The organism is Streptomyces sp. NPDC027663 (assembly GCF_055566415.1).
Map to the genome: position 1 here is coordinate 202,819 of NZ_JBVHSK010000009.1, position 22,941 is coordinate 225,759.

Sequence of the window (22,941 nt, forward strand, 5' to 3'; positions counted from 1 at the left end):
TTGATCCCGTACCGGGCGGACGTCGAGATCACGCCAAGATCCTGAGATCGGCAATCCCGGGTGCGGGCCCGGGGGTGTGACGTTCACCGCTCTGGCCGAGGGGGCTGGGCAGCTACGTTACTCATAAGTAGCATGGTCATGAGCAAGCGCTCAGCGTCCCGCACCCTGGAGGAGAGCCATCGTGCCTCGTACCGTCAGGGACGTCGTCTTCGTCGACGGCGTCCGCACCCCGTTCGGCAAGGCGGGCCCGAAGGGCATCTACCACGAGACCCGCGCCGACGACCTCGTCGTGAAGGCGATCCGGGAGCTGCTGCGCCGCAACCCCGGTCTGGACCCGAAGAAGATCGACGAGGTCGCCATCGCCGCGACCACGCAGATCGGCGACCAGGGTCTGACCCTCGGCCGCACGGCCGGCATCCTCGCGGGCCTTCCGCAGTCCGTCCCGGGCTACTCCATCGACCGCATGTGCGCCGGCGCCCTGACCGCCGTGACGACCACCGCCGGCTCGATCGCGTTCGGTGCCTACGACGCCGTCATCGCCGGTGGCGTCGAGCACATGGGCCGCCACCCGATGGGCGAGGGCGTCGACCCGAACCCGCGGTTCGTCTCCGAGAAGCTGGTCGACGAGTCGGCTCTGTTCATGGGCATGACGGCGGAGAACCTGCACGACCGCTACCCGCAGATCACCAAGCTGCGCGCCGACGAGTACGCGGTGCGCTCGCAGGAGAAGGCCGCCAAGGCGTACGCCAACGGCAAGATCCAGCAGGACCTGGTGCCGATCTCGGTGCGCCGGACCAACTCCGAGGCCGGCGAGACCGGCTGGGGCCTGGTCACCGCCGACGAGCCGATGCGTCCGGGGACCACCCTGGAGAACCTGTCGGGCCTGAAGACGCCGTTCCGCGTGCACGGCCGGGTCACCGCGGGCAACGCGGCCGGTCTGAACGACGGTGCCACCGCGTCGATCATCGCGAGCGAGGACTTCGCCCGCGAGAACAACCTGCCGGTCAAGATGCGCCTTGTCTCGTACGCCTTCGCGGGCGTCGAGCCGGAGGTCATGGGCTACGGCCCGATCCCGGCCACCGAGAAGGCCCTCGCCAAGGCGGGTCTGGGCATCGGTGACATCGGTCTGTTCGAGATCAACGAGGCCTTCGCCGTCCAGGTCCTGGCCCTCCTCGACCACTACGGCATCGCGGACGACGACGCGCGCGTGAACCAGTACGGCGGCGCGATCGCCTTCGGTCACCCGCTGGCCTCCTCCGGCGTCCGGCTGATGACGCAGCTGGCCCGCCAGTTCGAGGAGCAGCCGAACGTCCGCTACGGCCTGACCACCATGTGCGTCGGCTTCGGCATGGGCGCGACGGTCATCTGGGAGAACCCGCACTTCGACGGAGGCGACAAGTGAGCACCACCGCTGAACTCCTGAAGGGCGCGGCCGAGCTGTTCCCGGACGAGGTTGTCACCCAGGCGCACGTGCGCCACTTCGACCTGCCGTTCGGCGCCGGGCGCTTCGCCCTGATCACGCTGGACAACGGCCTGGACCACACCAAGCCGACCACCTTCGGCCCGCAGTCGCTGGCGAACCTCGACACCGCCATCGACCAGGTCGAAAAGGAGGCGGCTGAGGGCACGATCGTCGGCGTCGGCGTCACCGGCAAGCCGTTCATCTTCGCGGTCGGCGCCGACCTCAAGGGCGTCGAGCTGCTGAAGAAGCACGAGGACGCGCTGGCCATCGGCAAGGGCGGCCACGAGGTCTTCAAGCGCCTGGCGAAGCTGGCCGTCCCGACCTTCGCCTACTACAACGGCGCGGCCATGGGCGGCGGCGTCGAGGTCGGTCTGCACTGCTCCTACCGGACCGTCTCCAAGGCGATCCCGGCGTTCTCCCTGCCCGAGGTCTTCCTCGGCCTGGTCCCCGGCTGGGGCGGCTGCACGCTGCTGCCGAACCTGATCGGCGCCGACAAGGCCGTCTCGGTCATCATCGAGAACAGCCTGAACCAGAACAAGCAGCTCAAGGGCCGGCAGGTCTTCGAACTCGGCATCGCCGACGCCATCTTCGAGGGCGCCGACTTCCTGGAGCAGTCGCTGATCTGGACCGCCCAGGTCCTCAAGGGCGACATCCAGGTCGAGCGTCCCGCGATCGACCGCGGTGAGGGCTGGGACCAGGCCGTCGCCAGGGGCCGCTTCATCGCGGACGGCAAGGTGCACGGCGCCGCTCCGGCCGCCTACCGCGCCCTGGACATCATCGCCGCCGCCAAGAACGCCGACCTGCAGCAGGGTTACGACGCCGAGGACCAGGCCCTCGCGGACCTGATCATGGGCGGCGAACTCCGCTCCGGCATCTACGCGTTCAACCTCGTCCAGAAGCGCGGCAAGCGTCCCGCAGGCGCCCCGGACAAGAACCTGGCCCGCCCGGTCACCAAGGTCGGCGTCGTCGGCGCCGGTCTGATGGCCAGCCAGCTCGCGCTGCTGTTCCTGCGCCGCCTGGAGGTGCCGGTCGTGCTGACCGACATCGACCAGGAGCGCGTCGACAAGGGTGTGGGCTACGTCCACGCCGAGATCGACAAGCTGCTCGGCAAGGGCCGTGTCAACCAGGACAAGGCCAACCGCCTCAAGGCACTCGTGACCGGTGTCCTGGACAAGGCGGAGGGCTTCTCCGACGCGGACTTCATCATCGAGGCCGTGTTCGAGGAGATCGGTGTCAAGCAGCAGGTGTTCGCGGAGGTCGAGGCGGTCGCCCCGGCGCACGCGATCCTCGCCACCAACACCTCCTCGCTGTCCGTCTCCGAGATGGCGTCGAAGCTGAAGCACCCCGAGCGGGTCGTCGGCTTCCACTTCTTCAACCCGGTCGCGGTCCTGCCGCTGCTGGAGATCGTCCGCGGCGAGAAGACCGACGACGCGTCGCTCGCGACCGCGTTCGCCGTCGCCAAGAAGCTGAAGAAGACCGCGGTCCTCACCAAGGACGCCCCGGCGTTCGTCGTGAACCGCATCCTGACCCGCTTCATGGGCGAGATCCAGAACGTCATCGACGAGGGCACCCCGGTCGAGGTCGCCGAGAAGGCGATCGAGCCGCTCGGTCTGCCGATGTCCCCGCTGGTGCTGCTGGAACTGGTCGGTCCGGCGATCGGCCTGCACGTCTCGGAGACCCTCAACCGGGCCTTCCCGGAGCGCTTCACCGTCTCCCCGAACCTCGCGGCCGTCGTCAAGGCGGGCAAGCGCGGCTTCTACGTCTACGACAGCGGCAAGCCGGAGCTGGACCCGGAGGTCGCCGCGCTGCTGAAGCAGGGCGACGTCGTCCTGACCGAGGAGCAGGTGCGGGCGCGGGTGCTGGACGCGGTGGCGCAGGAGATCGGGCTCATGCTCGAGGAGGGCGTCGTCGCCGAGGCCCAGGACATCGACCTGTGCCTCATCACGGGCGCCGGCTGGCCCTTCCACCTGGGCGGCATCACGCCGTACCTGGACCGCGAGGGCGTCTCGGAGCGCGTGAACGGCAAGAAGTTCCTGGCCCCGGGCGTGGCCAGCGTCCCCGCGTGACACCGGTGACATGAGGAAGGGCCCCCGCTGCGGCGGGGGCCCTTTCACGTGGTCCGGCCCGCTCAGACCTGCTGCCACGCCTCCAGGGCCAGCCCCGGCTCGTCCTTGCGCCGGGTCAGCAGCAGTTGCCCGGTCGACGGGGACAACGTTGCCGCCACCACCCGTTCGTCCTCGTCCCTCGCCAGGCACACCCGGGCGTCGACCGGGAGTTGCGGACCCGACTCGGTCCACCACGCCCCCGCCGACTCCGACTCGGTGGGATACGCGGCGAAGGCGACCCGGCCGCTCGCCGAACGCTGTGCCAGCAGAGTGCAGTCGTGGCCGTCCAGGTCGCAGCGGATCGCCGCCACCGGGCCGGAACCGGCCGCAGGCAGCAGGTGGACCGGCTTGCCGCCCGGGCGCCAGGCGCACAGGTCGCCCGAGGTGTCGGTGTAGAAGACGGTGGTGCTCCCGGGTGAGGTGGCTAGGGCGCGCAGGGTGCCCGCGCGGACCGGGGCCTGCAAGGCCTCCTGCAGCACGGGCTGGGCGCCCGGTTCTTCCTGGCGCCAGTACAGCAGGCCCTGCGGGACCGCCGCGTACAGTTCGACCCTGCCGGACTCCCCCGTGACCGCGGCCAGTCCGTCCTGCACCTCACGGCCCTTCAGGTCCCGCCAGGGTCCCCAGCCGCCCTTCTCCTTCTGTCCGAGCATGCTGACTCCGCCGCCCTTGCCGGGCACGAAGACGTGGGCGCGGCCCTGCGCGTCCACGGCCACCGCCGGGGTGCCGGTGCGCTGCCCCGTCCTGTCGGGGTGGCCGATCGGGTTCCAGTCCAGGGCCGCCAGGTGCGGGCGGAAGTGCGTGGAGTGCACCAGCCCGGACTCGCCCTTGTGCGTGGGCCGCCAGGACACGAGGTGGGCATACTCGTCGGCGCCCTGGCCGACCGCCAGTACGGAGTGCAGTTTCTGCTCGCCGCCCACCGTGCGCGGGGCGGACCAGGGGCCGCGGGGGCCGCGCTCCGCCCGGCACAGGACGGCGTCGCCCGACAGCTGGTAGACACTGAGCCGGCCGTCTCGGCCGCGAAGGAGCCAGTCGCCGTTCACCGGTTCACTTTAAGCCGGTCCGCACCGGCGCCGGGGCCCGGCCCCCGGTCCCCGGCCGTGGGACCCTGTGTGGCATGACCGGCCCCGCGGACCCCGCTGCTTCCCCCGCACCCCTGCTCGTCGTCGTCGACGGCGCGAACGTCGTCGGCTCGCGGCCCGACGGCTGGTGGCGGGACCGCAAGGGAGCGGCCGAGCGGCTGCGGGACCGGCTGGCCGGTGAGGGCCTGCCCGGGCGCGCGGAGCCCATGGAGATCGTACTGGTGGTCGAAGGTGCGGCCCGTGGAGTGCAGTCCGTGCCGGGGGTGCGGGTGGAGTCGGCACCGGGCAGCGGGGACGACCGGATCGTGGAGCTGGCCGCCGAGCACGCCGGCCGCGCCCGGCTGGTGGTGACCGCCGACCGCGAGCTGCGGCGCCGGGTGACGGAGCTGGGCGCGGAGGTCGCCGGGCCGCGTACGGTGCTGGGCTGAGCGGCGCACGCTACGGCCCCGGCACCCGGGCGTACAGCACCGCCCCGTCCACCCGGGCCACCTCCTCGTAACCCGCCGTCAGCAGGCGGTGCAGGGCGGGGATGCGGTCGGGGGCGTACGGCTTGCCCCGGGAGTCGTCGACGACCAGGGCGGGGCTGTGCGCGGCCAGTTCCCGCCGGAGGACCGGCCAGGTACCGGCGACGGCGTACTTCTCGCCGACCTGCGGGCCGTCCCGGCCCCCGCTGTAGTTGGTGAGCAGGCCCGCGGTGAGGTACCGGGTGGCGGGGGTGCGGCCGGCCAGCCAGTAGGTCTCCGGATGTATCCCCCACACGAGGACCCGGTCGGCGGCCCCGGTGCGGTGCGCGAGGGCGCTCGCGAGGCGCTGGGCGTGGGCGAGTTCGGGGCGCGGGGCGGTCAGGCCCCAGACGAGGAACAGGGCGCAGCAGCAGGCCGAGGTGAGCAGGGCGGTCCCGGACCGTTCCCGGGGCAGGACCTGGAGCGCGGCGGTGGCCAACAGGGCCAGGGGCGGGGTCAGCTGGAGGAAGTAGTGGCCGAAGAAGTGGAAGCCGAGGGTCACCGCGAGGGCCGACGAGCCCAGCCACAGCCACAGGTCCACCGCTTCGCCGCGGGCCGTGCGCAGCGCCCGTACGACCGGCGGGAGCAGGCCCGCCGAGGCTCCGGCCAGGATCGCGGTGTTGGTCAGCGCGCGGGCGAGTACGTGGAGTTCGGAGCCGGTGAAGGAGGCGTAGGCGGCGGAGCCGGTCACGGTCCAGAACAGGAACCCGGCCGGGTCCGTCAGCAGGGCCGCGCCCAGCACGGGTACGGCCGCGCCGGCCCCGAGGCGCACCGCGTCGGCGGGGCCGGCGCGGTGCCGGTGCAGCAGCCAGACCACCGGCAGCAGCACCGCACCGCCGGTCTGCTTGGTGAGGAAGGCGCAGGCGACGGCGGTCCCGGCGGCGCCCCAGCGTCCGCGGTCCGCACACCACACGGCGGCGGCCGTGAACGGCAGTATGAACACCTCGAAGGTGGCGGCCTGCGCGTCCTCCGGGTTGAGCCCGACCGAGACCAGCAGGTACAGCACCCCCGCGGTGCGGCCCGCGCCGTCGCCCCAGCGGCGCCGGGCGACGGAGGCCAGCACGAGGGCGGTGGCCAGCTGGGCGAGGACCGCGAGCACCCGGAGCGGGGTCAGGGAGCCGGAGCCGCAGACCGTGAAGGCGGCCTGGTACAGCCAGGGCAGCAGGGGCGGCTTGCGGTCCACGACGGTGTCGTACAGGTGGCCGCCCTGGGCGAGCAGCCGGGCCTGGACGGCGAGGTAGCCCTCGTCGGGGTTCCACAGCGGCCGGGTGAAGGACGGGATGCGGGTGACGCAGGCCAGGACCGCGAGCACGGGCAGAAGCCGCGCCCAGTACGCCGTCCGGATGGTCCCGGTGCGTGCGGGGGCGAGCGGGACGGCGAGCATGGGCAGCACGCTATCCGGCCGCGCCGTCTCCGCCGTGGCGGGACATACGGGGCCGGAGCGGAACCTGACCGGTCAGGCCTTGTCGCCGTGCGGCGGGTGCTCGACCTCCTCGACCGTGGTCTCCTCGTGCCGGCCGAGGCGGCTGTGGGAGCGGCCGTAGAGGAAGTAGACGACGATGCCCACGGCCATCCAGACGGCGAAGCGGATCCAGGTCTCGGCGGGCAGGTTGAGCATCAGCCACAGCGAGGCGCACACGGACAGGATCGGGAGGACGGGCACCCAGGGGGTGCGGAACGCGCGGGGAAGGTCCGGGCGCGTCCTGCGCAGGATGATGACGCTGATGGCTACGATGACGAAGGCGAACAGCGTGCCGATGTTCACCAGTTCGCCGAGGGTCCGGAGGCTGGTGAAGCCGGAGACGATCGCGATGATCACACCGAGCAGGATGGTCGGCCGGTACGGCGTCCGGAAGCGCGGGTGGGTCCGCGAGAAGAACCGCGGCAGCAGCCCGTCACGGCTCATGGCGAAGAAGACGCGGGTCTGACCGAGGAGGAGGATCATACAGACCGTGATCAGCCCGATCGTGGCGCCGAAGCTGATCAGACCCGCGTACCAGGGATGCCCCGTGGCCTTGAACGCCTCGGCCAGCGGGGCCTCCACGGACAGGCTCTTGTACTTCTGCATGCCGGTGACGACGATCGAGACCGCCACGTACAGCACCGTGCAGATGAAGAGCGAACCGATGATGCCGCGCGGCATGTCGCGCTGGGGGTTGCGGGTCTCCTCGGCGGCCGTGGCCACGACGTCGAAGCCGATGAACGCGAAGAACACGATCGAGGCGCCGGTGAAGATGCCCATCACGCCGAAGTCGGACGGCGCCCAGCCGAACATCAGCTGGATCAGAGGGGTCTTGACACTGGTCCCGGCCGAGGTCGGCACGGACGGCGGGATGAAGGGGCTGTAGTTGGCGGAGTTGACGACGAACGCACCGGCGATGATCACGATGAGCACGACGGTCAGCTTGATCGCCACGACCACCTGGGTGACCCGCGCGGACAGTTTCATGCCGAGGACGAGGATGCCCGTGAGCGCCAGAACCAGGAACGCGGCGCAGATGTCGAACCCGAAACCGTCGGCACCCTCCCGGCCGGCGAGCGCCGCGGGGATGTGCCAGCCGATGTTGTCGGCCAGGAACGACCGGAAGTAGCCCGACCAGCCGACGGCGACCACCGCGGTGCCCAGCGCGAACTCCAGCACCAGGTCCCAGCCGATGATCCAGGCGGGAAGCTCGCCGATGGAGGCGTAGGAGAAGGTGTACGCGGACCCGGCCACCGGCACGGTGGAGGCGAACTCCGCGTAGCACAGCGCGGCCAGGGCACAGACGACACCCGCCACGACGAAGGACAGGGAGACCGCGGGACCGGCGGCGTCCCTGGCCACCGCGCCCGTGAGGACGAAGATGCCGGTGCCGATGATGACACCGACGCCGAAGACGGTCAGGTCCAGCGCGGACAGGGACTTCTTGAGCGCGTGCTCCGGTTCCTCGGTGTCGAGGATGGACTGTTCGACCTTCTTCGTCCGGAAGAGGGTACTGCTCACGGGCCTACCTCCCACACGCTCGTCGTCCTCGACATGATCGAGAGGGCTGGGGATGCGTATGCCCCGGCACAGGCAGGTTCACGCAAAAGGACCGGTTCCGCCACCGGGAGGAAGTGGCGGAACCGGCCCTGACGAGTGAGGGTGCTAGTCGCGCGCGGGCTGCACGGAGTCCACGGCATCGGCCGTACGGTCGAACCGGCCGTCGAGCCTGGCGACCAGCCCGGTGACCTGGCGGGCGATGTCCGGCGCGGTCAGCCCGATCTCGGCCATGACCTCGGCGCGGGAGGCGTGGTCGAGGAAGCGCGGCGGGATGCCGAAGTCACGCAGCGGCACGTCCACGCCCGCGTCCCGGAGCGCCTGGGCGATCGCGGAGCCGACACCGCCTGCCCGGCTGTTGTCCTCGACGGTGACGACGACCCGGTGCCGCTCGGCGAGCGGGGCCATGGCCTCGTCGACGGGCTTGACCCAGCGCGGGTCGACGACCGTGGTGGAGATGCCCTGCCGGTCCAGCAGGGCTGCGACCTCCAGGCACATCGGGGCGAGCGCGCCGACGGAGACCAGCAGCACGTCCGGCCGGTCGGTGCCCGGCTCGTGGAGCACGTCCATGCCGCCGACCCGCCCGACGGCCGGCACGGCGGGCCCGACGGCGCCCTTGGAGAAGCGCACCACGGTCGGCGCGTCCTCGACGGCGACGGCCTCGCGCAGCTGCGCGCGCACCTGGTCGGCGTCGCGCGGCGCGGCGAGCCGCAGCCCGGGCACGACCTGCAGGATCGACATGTCCCACATGCCGTTGTGCGAGGCGCCGTCGGTGCCGGTGATGCCGGCCCGGTCCAGTACGAAGGTCACCCCGCACTTGTGCAGGGCCACGTCCATGAGGACCTGGTCGAAGGCGCGGTTGAGGAAGGTGGCGTACACCGCGAACACGGGGTGCACTCCGCCGTGCGCGAGACCGGCGGCCGACACGGCGCCGTGCTGCTCGGCGATGCCGACGTCGTACACGCGCTCGGGGAAGCGCTTGGCGAACTTGTCCAGGCCGACCGGCTGGAGCATGGCCGCGGTGATCGCGACGACGTCCTCGCGCTCCTCGCCGAGCTTGACCATCTCCTCGCCGAAGACCGAGGTCCAGTCGGCGCCTGAGGAGGCGATCGGCAGGCCGGTGTCCGGGTGGATCTTGCCGACGGCGTGGAAGCGGTCCGCCTCGTCCTGCAGGGCGGGCTGGTAGCCGCGGCCCTTCTCGGTCAGGCAGTGCACGATCACCGGACCGCCGAACCGCTTGGCCCGGGCCAGCGCCGACTCCAGCGCCTCGATGTCGTGCCCGTCGATCGGGCCGACGTACTTCAGGCCCAGGTCCTCGAACATGCCCTGCGGGGCGATGAAGTCCTTGAACCCCTTCTTCGCCCCGTGCAGGGTCTCGTACAGCGGCCTGCCGACGACCGGGGTGCGTTCCAGGAGTTCCTTCGTCCGGGCCAGGAACCGCTCGTACCCGTCCGTCGTGCGCAGGGTCGCCAGGTGGTTGGCGAGCCCGCCGATGGTGGGGGCGTACGACCGCTCGTTGTCGTTGACGACGATGACCAGCGGACGGTCCTTGGCGTCGGCGATGTTGTTCAGCGCCTCCCAGGCCATACCGCCGGTGAGCGCCCCGTCACCGATGACGGCGACCACGTGGCTGTCCCGTTTCCGCAGCTCGTTGGCCTTGGCGATGCCGTCGGCCCAGCCGAGGACGGTGGAGGCGTGGCTGTTCTCGATGACGTCGTGCTCGGACTCGGCCTGCGAGGGGTAGCCCGACAGGCCGCCCTTCATCTTCAGCTTCGTGAAGTCCTGCCGGCCGGTGAGCAGCTTGTGCACGTAGGACTGGTGGCCGGTGTCCCACAGGACCTTGTCCTTCGGGGACTCGAAGACCCGGTGCAGGGCGATGGTCAGCTCCACCACACCGAGGTTGGGGCCCAGGTGCCCGCCGGTCTTGGAGACCTCCTGGACGAGGAAGGTCCGGATCTCCTCCGCCAGCTGGTCCAGCTCCTCCAGGCTGAGCCGGTCCAGATCGCGCGGTCCCCTGATGCGGGTCAGCAGCGGCACCCGTGCCTCCTTGCAGTAAGAGCTGATCGAGCTGTTGCCGGGCCAGTCGAGTCTAATGTTCATGCTTTGCGGGACACGACAGTGCCCGGCACCTCGAGGCACCGGGCACTGGTCCCACCCGAAGGGGCGCGGGTGACTGCGCGACGAGCCATGACAGGCCCGCACCCGCAGGTCACACCCGCACCCCACGGTGGCTGGGCGCTAGGCGCGCCCCGCCGTCTTCTGCGTCTTGCGGGTGACGGAGTCGATGACCACCGTGGTCAACAGCACAGCCGCGGTGATCATGTACTTCACCGGCTCCGCGATGGACTCCAGCTGGAGACCGTACTGGATGGAGACGATCACCAGCACACCGAGCAGCGCGTTCCACGTACGGCCACGCCCGCCGAACAGCGACGTACCACCGATCACCGCCGCGGCGATGGCGTTCATCAGCAGGTCGCCCGCACCGGCGCTCTGGTTGGCCGAGGCGATCTTCGAGGCCAGGAACAGACCGCCGATCGCCGCGAACCCACCGGAGATCGCGAAGACGGAGATCCGTACGGCCGTGACGTTGATGCCCGCACGCCGGGACGCCTCGACGCTGCCACCGAGCGCGAAGACCTTGCGGCCGTAGGTGGTGCGCCGCAGCACGAAGTCCGTGCCGACCAGGAAGGCCAGGAAGATCACCGTGGCCAGCGGCAGACCCTTGTACTGGTTGTACATGTACGCGGCGGCGAAGGAGACCACGGCGAGCAGTGCCGTGCGCAGGACCGTGTCGCCGAGCGGCCGGGACGGGACGCCCGCGGCCTCCCGGCGCCGGTTGCCGAGGAAGGAGGTCACGAAGAACAGGGCGACCACAGCGACGGCCAGCCCGTACGCAGCGGCGACGTCGGTGAACGTGTACGTGGTCAGCTTGCCGATCAGACCGTCGCTGTCGAGGTTGATCGTGCCGTCCTCGCCCAGCACCTTCAGCATGAAGCCCAGCCAGAAGAGCAGGCCGGCCAGGGTGACGGCGAAGGCGGGGGCGCCGAGCACCGCGAAGAAGAAGCCGTGCAGGGCACCGATGACGGCACCGGCGGCGATGGCGACGAGCACGGCCACCCACTCGGGCCAGCCCTGGTTCACCGTGAGGACGGCGGCGAGGGCGCTGGCCGCGCCGCTGACCGAGCCGACCGACAGGTCGATCTCGCCGAGCAGCAGCACGAAGACGATGCCCACGGAGATCATGCCCGTGCCGACCATCGTGACCGTGATGTTGCTGATGTTCTGGGCCGAGAGGAACTCGGAGTTCAGGACCTGGAAGATGATGCAGATGATCGCGAGGCCCAGGACGACCGGGAGGGACCCCAGTTCGCCTGCCTTCATCTTGCGCTTGAACTCGCTCCAGTAGCCGAGCAGGCCCTGCTCGCGCACGAGCAGCCGCGGATCGACCGCGGTGACCGCGGCAGCCGCGGCCTCCGGGTTCACGACCGGGGCGTCCTGCGGCTCCGGCGTCTTGCCGAGATTCGCGGAGGTCTTGTCGATGCTCACTTGGAAACCTCCCCGTTCGTGCCGGAGGTACGGGCCGCACGGCGGGTCACGGCGTTGTCGGTGGCGCCGGTGATGGCGGAGATGATCTCCTCCTGCGAGGTCGTCTTGACCTCGAAGACGCCGTTGTTGCGGCCGAGGCGCAGAACGGCGACCTTGTCGGCCACCGCCTTCACGTCCGCCATGTTGTGGCTGATGAGAATGACGGCGTGGCCGCGCTCGCGCAGGCGCTCCACCAGGTCCAGGACCTGGGCGGTCTGCTCGACGCCGAGGGCGGCGGTGGGCTCGTCCAGGATGACCAGCTTGGGGTCGCCGAGCATGGAGCGGGCGATGGCCACGGTCTGGCGCTGGCCGCCGGAGAGCGAGGCGATCGGGATGCGGACGCTCGGGATGCGGATCGAGAGCGTGGTGAGCAGCTCGCGCGCACGGCGCTCCATCTCGACCTCGTCCAGGACGCCCCACTTCCTCAGCTCACGGCCGAGGAACAGGTTGCCGACGACGTCGATGTTGTCGCACAGCGCGAGGTCCTGGTAGACGGTCGCGATGCCCAGTGCCTGGGCGTCGTGCGGCCTGCTGATCGACACGGGCTTGCCATCCCATTCGATGGCACCCTCGTCGATGGGGTGAACGCCGGCGATCGTCTTGACCAGCGTGGACTTTCCGGCGCCGTTGTCGCCGACCAGGGCGACCACCTCACCGGCGTGGATCTCGAGCTCTACGTCGGTGAGCGCCTGAACGGCACCGAACCGCTTGGAGACCCCGCGCAACGCCAGCACGGGCGTAGCGGACACGTGAACCATCTCCTTCGCCGCCTGACCCGGCGGGAGGTTGTGCAGAAATCTGGGGGGGTGGGCTGGGGGATGCCCTGCCCTGTGGAGTTCCGTCCGGCGCCCCGCGCCGAGCTTGCGGGGCTGTCTGGTGCGCGGGGCACCGGAGGAGCTGTGGGCAGTCGGCCGTCTTCCTCAGGGGCATTCAAGGACGAATGACCCGGGGCGGGAAGGGGCTTCGGACTGCTTACTTGTCGAGGCCGAGCTTGTCGCAGGCGGCCTTGTACTTGCCGGTGCAGATCTCGGCGGCGGTGTAGACGCCGTCCTTGATGACCGTGTCCTTGATGTTGTCCTTGGTCAGCGAGGTGACCGGGACCAGGACCGCGGGGACGTCCTTGGCGGAGTTGCTGGACTTCTTGTCCTTGGCGATGGAGTCCAGCGACTTGCCCTGGGCGAGCGCGACGGCCATCTCGGCGGCGGCGTCGGCCTCCGGGGCGTACGGCTTGTAGACGCTCATGTACTGCTCACCGGCGACGATGCGCTGCACACCGGCCAGCTCCGCGTCCTGGCCGGTGACCGGGACCTTGACACCCGCGGCGTTGAGGGCGGTGATGATACCGCCGGCCATGCCGTCGTTGGCGGAGTACACGCCCGCGATCTTGCCCTTGCCGACCGAGGAGATCGCCGCCTCCATCTCGGAGTTGGCGTTGTCCGGCGACCACTCCTTGGTGTCGTACTCCTTGGCGATGGTGACCTTGCCGTCGAGGACGGAGTGCGCGCCCTTCTTGAACTCGGCGGCGTTCGGGTCGGTGACCGAGCCGTTGACCATGACGATCTTGGAGGACTTGGTGGCCTTGTCGCCCAGCGCCTTCAGCAGGGCCTCGCCCTGGGTCTTGCCGACCTCCTCGTTGTCGAACGAGGTGTAGGCGCTGATCGGTCCCTCGGCCAGGCGGTCGTACGCGACGACCTTGATGCCGGCGTCCACGGCCTTCTGGACGGAGTTCTGGATGGCCTTGGCGTCCACCGCGTCCAGGATCAGGACGTCCACCTTGTTGGTGATCATGGTGTCGACCTGCTGGGCCTGCAGGTTCGCGTCCTGGCGGGCGTTGTTGTACTCGACCTTCGCCTTGCCGTTCGTCAGCTCGCTGATCTTCTTCTCGATCAGCGGCTTGTCGAACTTCTCGTAGCGGGCGGTCTTGTTCTCCGGCAGGAGCAGACCGACCTTGATGTCGTCGCCCTTCTTGGCCGACGAGGAGGAAGAGCTGTCGCCGCCCTTGGACTCCTTGGCGCTGCCACAGGCGGCCAGCGAGACGGCCATGGCCCCAGCGGCTACGGCAACGGCGGCACGACGCATACGTGCGTTCACTTCACAAACCTCCCTGACGAGGCCGCGTCGTTGCGGCCGAGGTGGCTGGAAGTCAACTCGGCCACACGTGCGACGTCAAGAAGTAAATCCTTAACGAGATGGCAACGGTGCCATCCGTTCTCTAAGTGAAGGCAGGGGCCGCCACGGGCGACGACCCCTCCAAAAGGGTCGAATCGCCCATCTCGCTGAGGGCGAGGGCGAGCGCCCCGAGCACCTCGGCACGGCCCCCGAGCGCACCCGGGAGAACGGACAGCTGCCGTGCCGCACTGGGGATCGCGTAGCGGCCGACGGACTCCCTGATCGGCCCGAGCACCAGCTCACCGGCCTCGGCGAGATCACCGCCGAGGACCACCCGGCTCGGGTTCAGCAAGTTGCAGAGATTGGCCACTCCACTGCCGATGTGACGGCCGACGTCGGCGATCACACGACGGCAGCCCGGGTCACCTTCCCTGGCCAGCCGGACGACACCTTCCATCGTGAGGTCGGTGCCGTGGCTGGGCTGGAGAAGCGGGAGCACGTAGCGTGCCGCCGCGAAAGTCTCCAGGCAGCCACGGTTTCCGCAACGGCAGACCGGGCCGGATTCATCGAGTGTAATATGTCCGATTTCACCCGCGGTGCCGCCCGGGCCGCGATAGATCTTGCCGTCGATCACCAGACCGGCTCCGACACCGCTCGCCACCTTGATGTACGCCAGGTCGCGGACGCCCTTGCCGCTGCCCCAGACCAGCTCGCCGAGGGCGCCGAGGTTCGCGTCGTTGTCCACGTGCACGGGCACGCCGAGCCGCTCGCGCAGCTCCTCGGCGGGCTTGGTGCCGCCCCAGCCGGGCAGGATCGCGGTGGACCCCAGCGTCCCCGACTCCACGTCGATCGGCCCGGGCACGCCGAGACCCACGCCGGCCACCTTGGTCCGGTCCACCCCCGTGGCCGCGATCAGCCGGTTGACCAGCTGTTCGGCCCGGTCGAAGCCCTGATCGGCGGAGGCGTCGACGTCCAGCGGCTCGGCCTCCTCGGCCAGCACCTGATGGGCGAGGTTCCCGATCGCGACGCGCAGATGGGTGTGCCCGAAATCGACGCCGATCACGATGCCTGCGTCCCCGCTCAGGCTGACGCTGCGGGCCCGCCGCCCGCCTGCCGACGTGGGCGTGACCTCGACGGTTCCGCCGTCCTTCAGCTCCCGCACGATGTTGGAGACCGTCGCGGCGGACAGACCGGTCGTCCGCGCGATCTCCGCTTGCGTGAGGGAACCGGCCAGGCGTACGGCCCGGACGACCCGCTCCAGGTTGGCCCGGTGCAGTGATGACTGCGACCCTGGAGTCTCCACGACGACCTCCTGAGCGCGGGGCCGCTTCGGCGAGGTCCCGCGTATGTCCAACTAGTGAACTCTAAGCTGAGCCGTTCGGGGTGACTCCCGTCAAGAGGTTGAACGGTTTCCGGGTACCCGGCCACACCCGAGCACGCCGCCCCGGATCACCGGGACGGCGTGCTCTCGGACGCTCGCGGAACGCGGCTATTTAAGGGTCGCCGAGGTCAGACCCGCCTGCACCTGACGCTGGAAGGACAGGTACACCACCAGCATCGGAATCATGGCGATCGTCACACCTGCGAACAGCACCGGCAGGTCGGAGGCGTATCCCTGCTGCTGTTGCAGCTGGATCAGGCCCTGGGTGAGGAGGTAGCGCTCGGGGTCGGAACCGCTCTGGGGCTGCATGAGCACCGTGGGCAGGATGAACTGGTTCCACTGGCCCAAGGTGTTGAAGATCCCCACGCTGATCAGTCCCGGCTTCGCCATCGGCAGCATGACCTGGAAGAAGGTCCGGGTGTGGGAGGCCCCGTCCAGGACGGCCGCCTCGTAGACCGCCGTGGACTGGGTCCGGAAGAAGGCGTGCATGAAGAAGACGGTGAACGGCATGGAGTAGGCGATGTAGACCAGGATCAGCCCCTGGTAGGTGTTCAGCATGTCCAGCCGCTTGACCATGAAGAACAGCGGTACGAGGGCCAGGAACACCGGGAACATCGCGCCGGCCACGAAGAAGTAGTACAGCAGCCGGTTGCCCCAGAAGCGGTACCGGGCCAGCACGTAGGCGGCCATCGACCCGAACAGCATGGTCAGCGGCACCGAGAACACCAGGACGATCACGGTGTTCAGGAAGTAGTCGCCGATGCCCTTGTCCCAGGCGCGACTGAACACGTCGAGGGACCAGTGCTGCGGCCAGCCGAAGGCGGAGCCGCCGATCTGGGTGTCGGTCTTGAAGGAGCTGATCACCAGCCACAACAGCGGCAGCACGATCAGCAGGGCCCACAGGGCGAGGAACCCGTGGGAGAAGACGTTCAGGGTGACGCCCTCGCTGCGCCGGTCGCCGGGCCGGACGTCGGCCTTGGACACGGGCCGCCCGGCGGGAGCGGTGAAGGTTTCCTTGGTGGGTGCGCTCATCGTCGTCTCTCCCGCTCAGAACTCGATGCGCTCGCGGCGGGTGGCGCGCAGCGTGACCACGGACAGGACCAGCGTGAGCAGCAGCATGACGACGCCCATGGCGCAGGCGTAGCCGCTCTTGCCGTAGTAGAGGAAGTTCCGCATCATCACCGTCGACATCACGTCGCTGTGGTGGTCCGGGCCGCCGCCGTACGCGCCCATGTTCTGGGTCATCGAGGAGACCAGTACGAACATGTCCATGGCGACGATGCCGAGGTAGACCCAGGCGGTCTGCACGGTGTCCCAGAGCAGCGGCAGGGTGATGCGGAAGAAGGACTGGGCACGGCCGGCACCGTCGATCAGTGCCGCCTCGTAGATGTCCCTCGGGACGGACTGCATGGCGGCCGAGAACAGCACCAGGTAGAAGCCGACGCCGTGCCAGACCACGACCAGCAGCAGCGCCCAGAGCACCATGTCCGGCTCGTTGAGCCATTCGACGGGGCTGTCGGCGTCGACCAGGCCGAGCTTGATGAGGAAGCCGTTGAGCAGACCGCCGCCGTCACTGCGGTACACCGCGTTGAACAGCACGGCGAGGATGGCCAGCGACAGCACCTGCGGGAAGAAGTAGACGATTTTGTAGAACTTCGACCCGGCGACACCCTGCACCCCGCCGGCCCGGCCGCGTCCGCCCGCATTGAGCATGAAGGCGAAGAAGAGGGCGAGCAGAATCGTGATCACCGGAATGAAGATCAGGAAGAAGACGTTGTGCCAGATGGCCTTCAGGAAGACGTCGTCCTGGAACAGCGCCTTGTAATTGTCCAGACCAACGAAGTCGAAGGTCTGCGACTGTCCCTTCCAGTTCGTCAGTGAATAGCCGAACGTCTGGATGTACGGCCAGATCACGAAGATCAGATAAAGCGCCACGGGAACGAAGAGAAACCCCGCGACGAACCGGTACTGCCCTTTGCGCATGGACTTTTCCTGCCCTGTGGTAGAGCGCCCCGAAGGGGCGCGGGGAACCGCGCGACCGGCCACGACGGACCAGCACGCACGCTCGCACCCGCACCCCCACGGCGGCCCGGCGACATCAATCCCGGTGGTTCTTCTTCGACGCAGGGTCCTTGGCCTGCTTGTCCACCGCGGCCTGACACCTCTTCAGCCATTCCTTCGGCTGGATGCGCTTGGCCATCAGCTCGTTGGACGCGGCCTCGATGGCGGTGCCCATCTCTCCGTACCACTCGGTGTACAGGTAACGGAAGGTGTTGTCGCCGGCGGCCTTGGACGCCTCGACCGTGGACTGGGTGCCCGGGCGCAGCCGGACGCTCGGGTCGACGCCGTCCTTGAGGATGGTGAGCGAGTTGGCCTGCTTGGCGAAGAGCGTCGACCACTCCTTCGACAGCATGCGCCGCATGAACTCCTTGGCCGCGGGCAGGTTCGCCGCCTTCGCCGGGATGACGAACGGCTCGCCCGAGCCGGCCCGGATCGCCTCGAACGGCAGCTTGCTGCCGGACAGCAGCGGCATGGGCAGGAACTTCATGTCGAAGTCCGTCGGCGTCTGCTTGAGCTGTTCGTTCTCCAGCCAGGAGCCGGAGGTGATGAAGACGGCCTTGTACTGGTTCCAGCGGGTCTGCGACTCGGTGTGGGTCAGGCCGTTCGTACCGGGCATCAGATAGCCCTTCTCGACGACCTCGTAGATGGCCTCGATGGCCTCCTGTGCCGCGTCGGAGCCGACGAACGCCTTGGGATCGAGGTTGTCGATGGCCTTCATGGCGTCGAGACCGCCCTTCTTGGCGATCAGGTCCATGATGGCGACGTTGATGTAGTACGGGTACTTGCCCTGGTGGGCGAGGCCTCCGATGCCCTGCGACTTGGCGTCCTTGCAGATCGCGAGGAGGTCGTCCCAGGTCTTGGGCTCCTCCCAGCCCTTCTCCTCGAAGAGCTTGCCGGAGTACCACAGCCCCCAGACCGTGTAGATGTAGTTCAGCGCGACGATCTTGCCCTCCTGCATGCCCGGGTCGAGCGTGCCGGGGATCAGGGTGTCGCGGACCTTCTTGGCGGGGTCGTCGACCGAGGGTGCGTCCAGGACCTCGGCGAGGTCCAGCAGCTGGCCGTTCTTGTACAGGACGTCGACGTTGATCTTCTGGGCGCCGGAGTCGTCCACGATGTCCGGCGGGTTGCCCGCGTTGAAGCGCGGCTGGAGTTTTCCGGTGATCTCCTGGGTGCCGGTGTGGGTCGAGGTGATGCCGAGCTTCTTCTCGAAGTCGGCCTCCCACGCCTTGGCGTAGTCGTCGCCGTATCCGCCCTTGAAGACGACGACGTCGAGCTTGCCGCCCTTCTTGGCGCCGAAGGGGTTGTCCTTGGACGTCTTCCCCTTGGTGTTGCTGCCCTCGTCCGAGTCACCCCCGCCGCCGCTGGCACAGGCGGACAACAGGCCCATCCCGGGGGCCGCAACCATGCCGAGCGCCGCGGACCGCTTGATCAGATCACGACGGCCGACACCTTCGGCACCGTGGTGCGCAGTGGATCCCATGCTCAAGTCCTCGCCTTCTCCAGGACTCAGGCGGTGAACCGGATCCTCCCCGGCACCGCTGTCGGGTAGTGCAGGGTCGTGCGGGAAACGCCGACAGGTATAGTCCACTTCCGGCCGGGGGAGCAAGATCGAATGCAAGGTTCGCAGTGGGTCTTTTCCGAGTTGAGACCTCGCGGAAATATGGGACGGGGCCGTGCGCTTCGCACGGAAAATCGGCGCGATGACTCCCTGAATGCCACAGCCAACACCCTTGACATCACCGGCCACTTGACCACCTACTGGTTCCTGCGCCCGGTAGCTGACAACGTTGTCCGGAGGGGGCGCAGGAGGGGAAATCCGTAGATGCAGCGGAGAACTCGGCACAGATGGGGTCCGGCGGCCGTCCTCACGGCCGCCTTTGTCATGGCCGTCGGCGCGCAGGGCGCGGCGGTCGCCCTGCCCGCCAAGGCTCCGGCGGCCGACCGGGAGTTCGCATCCTCGTTCGAGGCGGGCGAGCCGGCGCCGGACTGGCTGAACACCGTCGACACCGGGCCGGACGGCGGCAAGCGTGCCTCCGGCGTCGACGGCGGCTACAGCACCGGCATTCCGGGCAATGTGACCGACCATGTCACCGAGGTCCGGGCGAGCGCCGAGAACGCCGGGGCCGGCGAGGTCAAGGAGAACCTCGTCGACGGCGAACCCGGCACCAAGTGGCTGACCTTCGAGCCCGCCGGCTGGGTGGAGTTCGACCTGGACAGGCCGATCAAGATAGCGACGTACGCGCTCACCTCGGCCAACGACTACGACGAGCGCGACCCCAGGGACTGGACCCTCCAGGGCTCCACCGACGGAAAGGACTGGAAGACGGTCGACAGCCGCTCGGGCGAGAACTTCTCCGAGCGCTTCCGGACGAAGTCGTACGACCTCTCCGCGCCGGTCGAGTACCAGCACTTCCGGCTGGAGGTGACGAGGAACAACGGCGCCTCGGACATCCTGCAACTCGCCGACGTGCAGTTCTCCACCGGCGGCGGGGGCGGCCCGGTGCCGCAGGACATGCTGACCCTGGTCGACAAGGGTCCGAGCGGCTCGCCGACCGCCAAGGCGCGGGCCGGCTTCACCGGAAAGCGTGCGCTGCGCTACGCCGGACGGCACACCGCGGCCGGCCGGGCGTACTCGTTCAACAAGGTCTTCGACGTGAACGTGAAGGTCGGCGCCGACACCCGGCTGTCGTACCGCATCTTCCCGTCGATGGCCGACGGCGACCGGGACTACGACGCCACCAACGTCTCCGTCGACCTGGCCTTCACCGACGGCACCTACCTGAGCGGTCTGGGCGCGCTGGACCAGCACGGCTTCCCGCTCTCGCCGCGCGGGCAGGGCGCGTCCAAGGCGCTGTACGTCAACCAGTGGAACGACGTGGCCGCGCGGATCGGCTCGGTCGCGGCCGGCAGGACGGTCGACCGGATCCTGGTGGCCTACGACTCCCCCGACGGCCCGGCGAAGTTCCGCGGCTGGCTCGACGACGTCTCCCTGAAGCCGGTGGCCCCCGAGAAGCCGAAGGCGCACCTGTCGGACTACGCGCTGACCACCCGCGGCACCAACTCCAGCGGCAGCTTCTCGCGCGGCAACGACTTCCCGGCAACAGCCCTGCCGCACGGCTTCAACTTCTGGACCCCGGTCACCAACGCGTCCTCGCTGAGCTGGCTGTACGAGTACGCACGGGCGAACAATGCCGACAATCTGCCGACGATCCAGGCGTTCAGCGCGAGCCACGAGCCGAGCCCCTGGATGGGCGACCGGCAGACCTTCCAGGTGATGCCTTCGGCGGCGTCCGGCACCCCTGACACCGCCCGTGCGGCACGCGAACTGCCGTTCCGGCACGAGAACGAGACCGCGCGGCCCTACTACTACGGGGTGCGGTTCGAGAACGGCCTCAAGGCCGAGATGGCCCCGACCGACCACGCGGCCGTGCTGCGCTTCACCTTCCCCGGTGACGACGCGAGCGTCCTTTTCGACAACGTCACCGAGCAGGCGGGCCTGACGCTCGACAAGGAGCACGGAAGCTTCACCGGCTACTCCGACGTGAAGTCCGGCCTGTCCACGGGCGCGACCCGGCTGTTCGTGTACGGCGAGTTCGACAAGCCGGTGACGGACGGCGGATCCAGCGGGGTCAAGGGCTTCCTGCGCTTCGCCGCGGGCGCCGACCGCACCGTCACGCTGCGCCTGGCCACCTCCCTCATCAGCATCGACCAGGCGAAGGACAACCTGCGCCAGGAGGTCCCGGACGGCGCCTCCTTCGACAGCGTCAAGGCACACGCCCGGCAGGTCTGGGACAAGCTGCTGGGCAAGGTCGAGGTGGAGGGCGCGACCGCGGACCAGCTGACCACGCTCTACTCCGGCATGTACCGGCTGTACCTGTATCCCAACTCGGGTTTCGAGAAGGCCGACGGCAAGGACCGCTACGCCTCCCCCTTCTCCCCCATGCCGGGTCCGGACACCCCGACCCATACGGGCGCGAAGATCGTCGACGGCAAGGTGTACGTCAACAACGGCTTCTGGGACACCTACCGGACCACCTGGCCGGCGTACTCCTTCCTGACCCCGTCCCAGGCGGGCGAGATGGTCGACGGGTTCGTGCAGCAGTACAAGGACGGCGGCTGGACCTCTCGCTGGTCCTCCCCCGGCTACGCCGACCTGATGACCGGCACCTCCTCGGACGTGGCGTTCGCCGACGCGTACGTCAAGGGCGTGAAGTTCGACGCGAAGGCGGCGTACGACGCGGCCGTGAAGAACGCGACCGTCGTCCCGCCCGCGTCGGGCGTGGGCCGCAAGGGCATGAGCACCTCCCCGTTCCTCGGCTACACCTCCACCGACACCCACGAGGGCCTGTCGTGGGCGATGGAGGGCTACGTCAACGACTACGGCATCGCAAGGATGGGCGAGGCGCTCCACAAGAAGACCGGCGACAAGCGCTACCGGGAGGAGTCGCGGTACTTCCTCAACCGCGCCCAGGACTACGTGAAGCTGTTCGACTCCAAGGCCGGCTTCTTCCAGGGCCGGGACGCCAAGGGCGACTGGCGTGTGAACTCCTCGGCGTACAACCCGCGTGTGTGGGGCTACGACTACACCGAGACCAACGGCTGGGGCTATGCCTTCACCGCCCCGCAGGACAGCCGGGGCCTGGCCAACCTGTACGGCGGCCGGCAGGGCCTCGCGGACAAGCTCGACGAGTACTTCGGCACTCCGGAGACGGCCTCCCCCGACTACGTCGGCTCCTACGGCGGTGTCATCCATGAGATGACCGAGGCCCGGGACGTCCGGATGGGCATGTACGGCCACTCCAACCAGGTGGCGCACCACGTCATCTACATGTACGACGCGGCCGGCGAGCCCTGGAAGGCGCAGGCGTACGTGCGCGAGGCGCTGTCCAGGCTCTACACCGGCAGCGGGATCGGGCAGGGCTACCACGGCGACGAGGACAACGGCGAGCAGTCGGCCTGGTACCTCTTCTCCGCGCTCGGCTTCTACCCGCTGGTGATGGGCAGCGGCGAGTACTCCATCGGCTCCCCGCTGTTCAAGCAGGTCACCGTGCACCTGGAGAACGGCCGTGACCTGGTGGTCCGGGCGCCGCGCAACAGCGCGAAGAACGTCTACGTCCAGGGCGTGATGTTCAACGGCCGCCCCTGGACGTCGACTTCGCTCCCCCACTCGCTGCTCTCCAAGGGCGGGGTGCTGGAGTTCTTCATGGGCGCCAAGCCGTCGGCGTGGGGCACGGGCAAGGACGCGGCGCCGGTGTCCATCAGCCAGGACGACAAGGTGCCGGCGCCCCGGGCGGACGTCCTGAAGGGTGCCGGTGCACTCTTCGACGACACCTCGGCGACGAGCGCGACGCTCACCTCGGCGGACCTGCCCGTGGAGAACGCGAACGCCGCGAAGCCGGTGCAGTACACGCTGACCTCGGCGGCGGACCGCACGAAGGCGCCGACCGGCTGGACCCTCCAGGGCTCCACCGACGGCACGGCCTGGCAGACCCTGGACCACCGCTCCGGCGAGTCGTTCACCTGGGACCGCCAGACCCGCGCCTTCACCATCGCGGCACCCGGCACGTACGCGAGGTACCGCCTGGTCCTGGACGGCGAGTCGACGCTGGCGGAGGTGGAGCTGCTGTCCTGACC

At 69.2% G+C, this 22,941-nt stretch carries 15 protein-coding genes; 4 read left to right on the forward strand and 11 right to left on the reverse strand.

Annotation, left to right across the window (positions count from 1 at the left end; all coding sequences use genetic code 11):
* Positions 1-181 precede the first annotated feature (181 nt).
* Entirely contained in the window at positions 182-1,402 is a 1,221-nt protein-coding gene (locus tag ACZ4SF_RS24160; protein ID WP_468387900.1) for a thiolase family protein, read from the forward strand.
* The gene (locus tag ACZ4SF_RS24165; RefSeq protein ID WP_468387902.1) at positions 1,399-3,528 is read left to right on the forward strand and encodes a 3-hydroxyacyl-CoA dehydrogenase NAD-binding domain-containing protein; all 2,130 of its coding nucleotides are present in this window, start codon (positions 1,399-1,401) and stop codon (positions 3,526-3,528) included. Before ACZ4SF_RS24160 ends, ACZ4SF_RS24165 begins: the two co-directional genes overlap by 4 nt.
* A 62-nt stretch (positions 3,529-3,590) precedes the next feature.
* Here the strand turns inward: ACZ4SF_RS24165 and ACZ4SF_RS24170 are convergent, their stop codons facing one another.
* Positions 3,591-4,607 (reverse strand): PLL family lectin, encoded by a 1,017-nt coding sequence (locus ACZ4SF_RS24170; protein WP_468387904.1) that lies wholly within the window; start codon positions 4,605-4,607, stop codon positions 3,591-3,593.
* A 74-nt stretch (positions 4,608-4,681) separates the two neighbouring features.
* Here ACZ4SF_RS24170 and ACZ4SF_RS24175 point away from each other — a divergent pair, with 74 nt between their 5' ends.
* Positions 4,682-5,074: an NYN domain-containing protein gene (locus tag ACZ4SF_RS24175; protein ID WP_468387906.1), complete on the forward strand. Its 393-nt coding sequence runs from the start codon at positions 4,682-4,684 to the stop codon at positions 5,072-5,074.
* A 10-nt stretch (positions 5,075-5,084) separates the two neighbouring features.
* Here ACZ4SF_RS24175 and ACZ4SF_RS24180 read toward each other — a convergent pair whose 3' ends face one another.
* From ACZ4SF_RS24180 to ngcE, 10 genes are all read right to left on the reverse strand, one after another.
* Entirely contained in the window at positions 5,085-6,533 is a 1,449-nt protein-coding gene (locus tag ACZ4SF_RS24180; protein ID WP_468387908.1) for an ArnT family glycosyltransferase, read from the reverse strand.
* 72 nt (positions 6,534-6,605) lie between these two features.
* Positions 6,606-8,132 (reverse strand): amino acid permease, encoded by a 1,527-nt coding sequence (locus tag ACZ4SF_RS24185; RefSeq protein ID WP_468387910.1) that lies wholly within the window; start codon positions 8,130-8,132, stop codon positions 6,606-6,608.
* Between the two features lie 144 nt (positions 8,133-8,276).
* On the reverse strand, positions 8,277-10,205 hold the full coding sequence (gene dxs, locus ACZ4SF_RS24190; protein ID WP_468388087.1) for a 1-deoxy-D-xylulose-5-phosphate synthase: 1,929 nt from the start codon (positions 10,203-10,205) through the stop codon (positions 8,277-8,279).
* 201 nt (positions 10,206-10,406) lie between these two features.
* A complete protein-coding gene (locus ACZ4SF_RS24195; protein WP_468387911.1) occupies positions 10,407-11,717 on the reverse strand; it encodes a sugar ABC transporter permease in 1,311 nt (436 codons plus the stop codon).
* A complete protein-coding gene (locus ACZ4SF_RS24200) occupies positions 11,714-12,514 on the reverse strand; it encodes an ATP-binding cassette domain-containing protein (protein WP_468387913.1) in 801 nt (266 codons plus the stop codon). The genes ACZ4SF_RS24195 and ACZ4SF_RS24200 overlap by 4 nt, the downstream gene beginning before the upstream one ends.
* 214 nt (positions 12,515-12,728) lie before the next feature.
* Positions 12,729-13,835 carry a sugar ABC transporter substrate-binding protein gene (locus ACZ4SF_RS24205; protein WP_468388089.1) on the reverse strand — a complete coding sequence of 369 codons (1,107 nt, stop codon included), beginning with the start codon at positions 13,833-13,835 and terminating at the stop codon, positions 12,729-12,731.
* A 133-nt stretch (positions 13,836-13,968) separates the two neighbouring features.
* Complete coding sequence (locus ACZ4SF_RS24210; RefSeq protein WP_468387915.1) at positions 13,969-15,168, reverse strand: ROK family transcriptional regulator; 1,200 nt, start codon at positions 15,166-15,168, stop codon at positions 13,969-13,971.
* A 186-nt stretch (positions 15,169-15,354) separates the two neighbouring features.
* Positions 15,355-16,278, reverse strand: coding sequence for a carbohydrate ABC transporter permease (locus ACZ4SF_RS24215; RefSeq protein WP_468387917.1), 924 nt, complete (start codon positions 16,276-16,278; stop codon positions 15,355-15,357).
* 15 nt (positions 16,279-16,293) lie between these two features.
* On the reverse strand, positions 16,294-17,229 hold the full coding sequence (locus tag ACZ4SF_RS24220) for a carbohydrate ABC transporter permease (protein ID WP_468387919.1): 936 nt from the start codon (positions 17,227-17,229) through the stop codon (positions 16,294-16,296).
* A gap of 115 nt (positions 17,230-17,344) precedes the next feature.
* The gene (gene ngcE / locus ACZ4SF_RS24225) at positions 17,345-18,787 is read right to left on the reverse strand and encodes an N-acetylglucosamine/diacetylchitobiose ABC transporter substrate-binding protein (RefSeq protein WP_468387921.1); all 1,443 of its coding nucleotides are present in this window, start codon (positions 18,785-18,787) and stop codon (positions 17,345-17,347) included.
* 342 nt (positions 18,788-19,129) lie between these two features.
* Here ngcE and ACZ4SF_RS24230 point away from each other — a divergent pair, with 342 nt between their 5' ends.
* A complete protein-coding gene (locus ACZ4SF_RS24230) occupies positions 19,130-22,939 on the forward strand; it encodes a GH92 family glycosyl hydrolase (RefSeq protein ID WP_468387923.1) in 3,810 nt (1,269 codons plus the stop codon).
* Positions 22,940-22,941 lie beyond the last annotated feature (2 nt).

Coding starts and splice junctions, on each gene's coding strand:
- ACZ4SF_RS24230 (WP_468387923.1), top strand. CDS start 19,130: ATGCAGCGGAGAACTCGGCACAGATGGGGTCCGGCGGCCGTCCTCACG.
- ACZ4SF_RS24205 (WP_468388089.1), bottom strand. CDS start 13,835: ATGCGTCGTGCCGCCGTTGCCGTAGCCGCTGGGGCCATGGCCGTCTCG.
- ACZ4SF_RS24180 (WP_468387908.1), bottom strand. CDS start 6,533: ATGCTCGCCGTCCCGCTCGCCCCCGCACGCACCGGGACCATCCGGACG.
- ACZ4SF_RS24215 (WP_468387917.1), bottom strand. CDS start 16,278: ATGAGCGCACCCACCAAGGAAACCTTCACCGCTCCCGCCGGGCGGCCC.
- ACZ4SF_RS24175 (WP_468387906.1), top strand. CDS start 4,682: ATGACCGGCCCCGCGGACCCCGCTGCTTCCCCCGCACCCCTGCTCGTC.
- ACZ4SF_RS24200 (WP_468387913.1), bottom strand. CDS start 12,514: ATGGTTCACGTGTCCGCTACGCCCGTGCTGGCGTTGCGCGGGGTCTCC.
- ACZ4SF_RS24220 (WP_468387919.1), bottom strand. CDS start 17,229: ATGCGCAAAGGGCAGTACCGGTTCGTCGCGGGGTTTCTCTTCGTTCCC.
- ngcE (WP_468387921.1), bottom strand. CDS start 18,787: ATGGGATCCACTGCGCACCACGGTGCCGAAGGTGTCGGCCGTCGTGAT.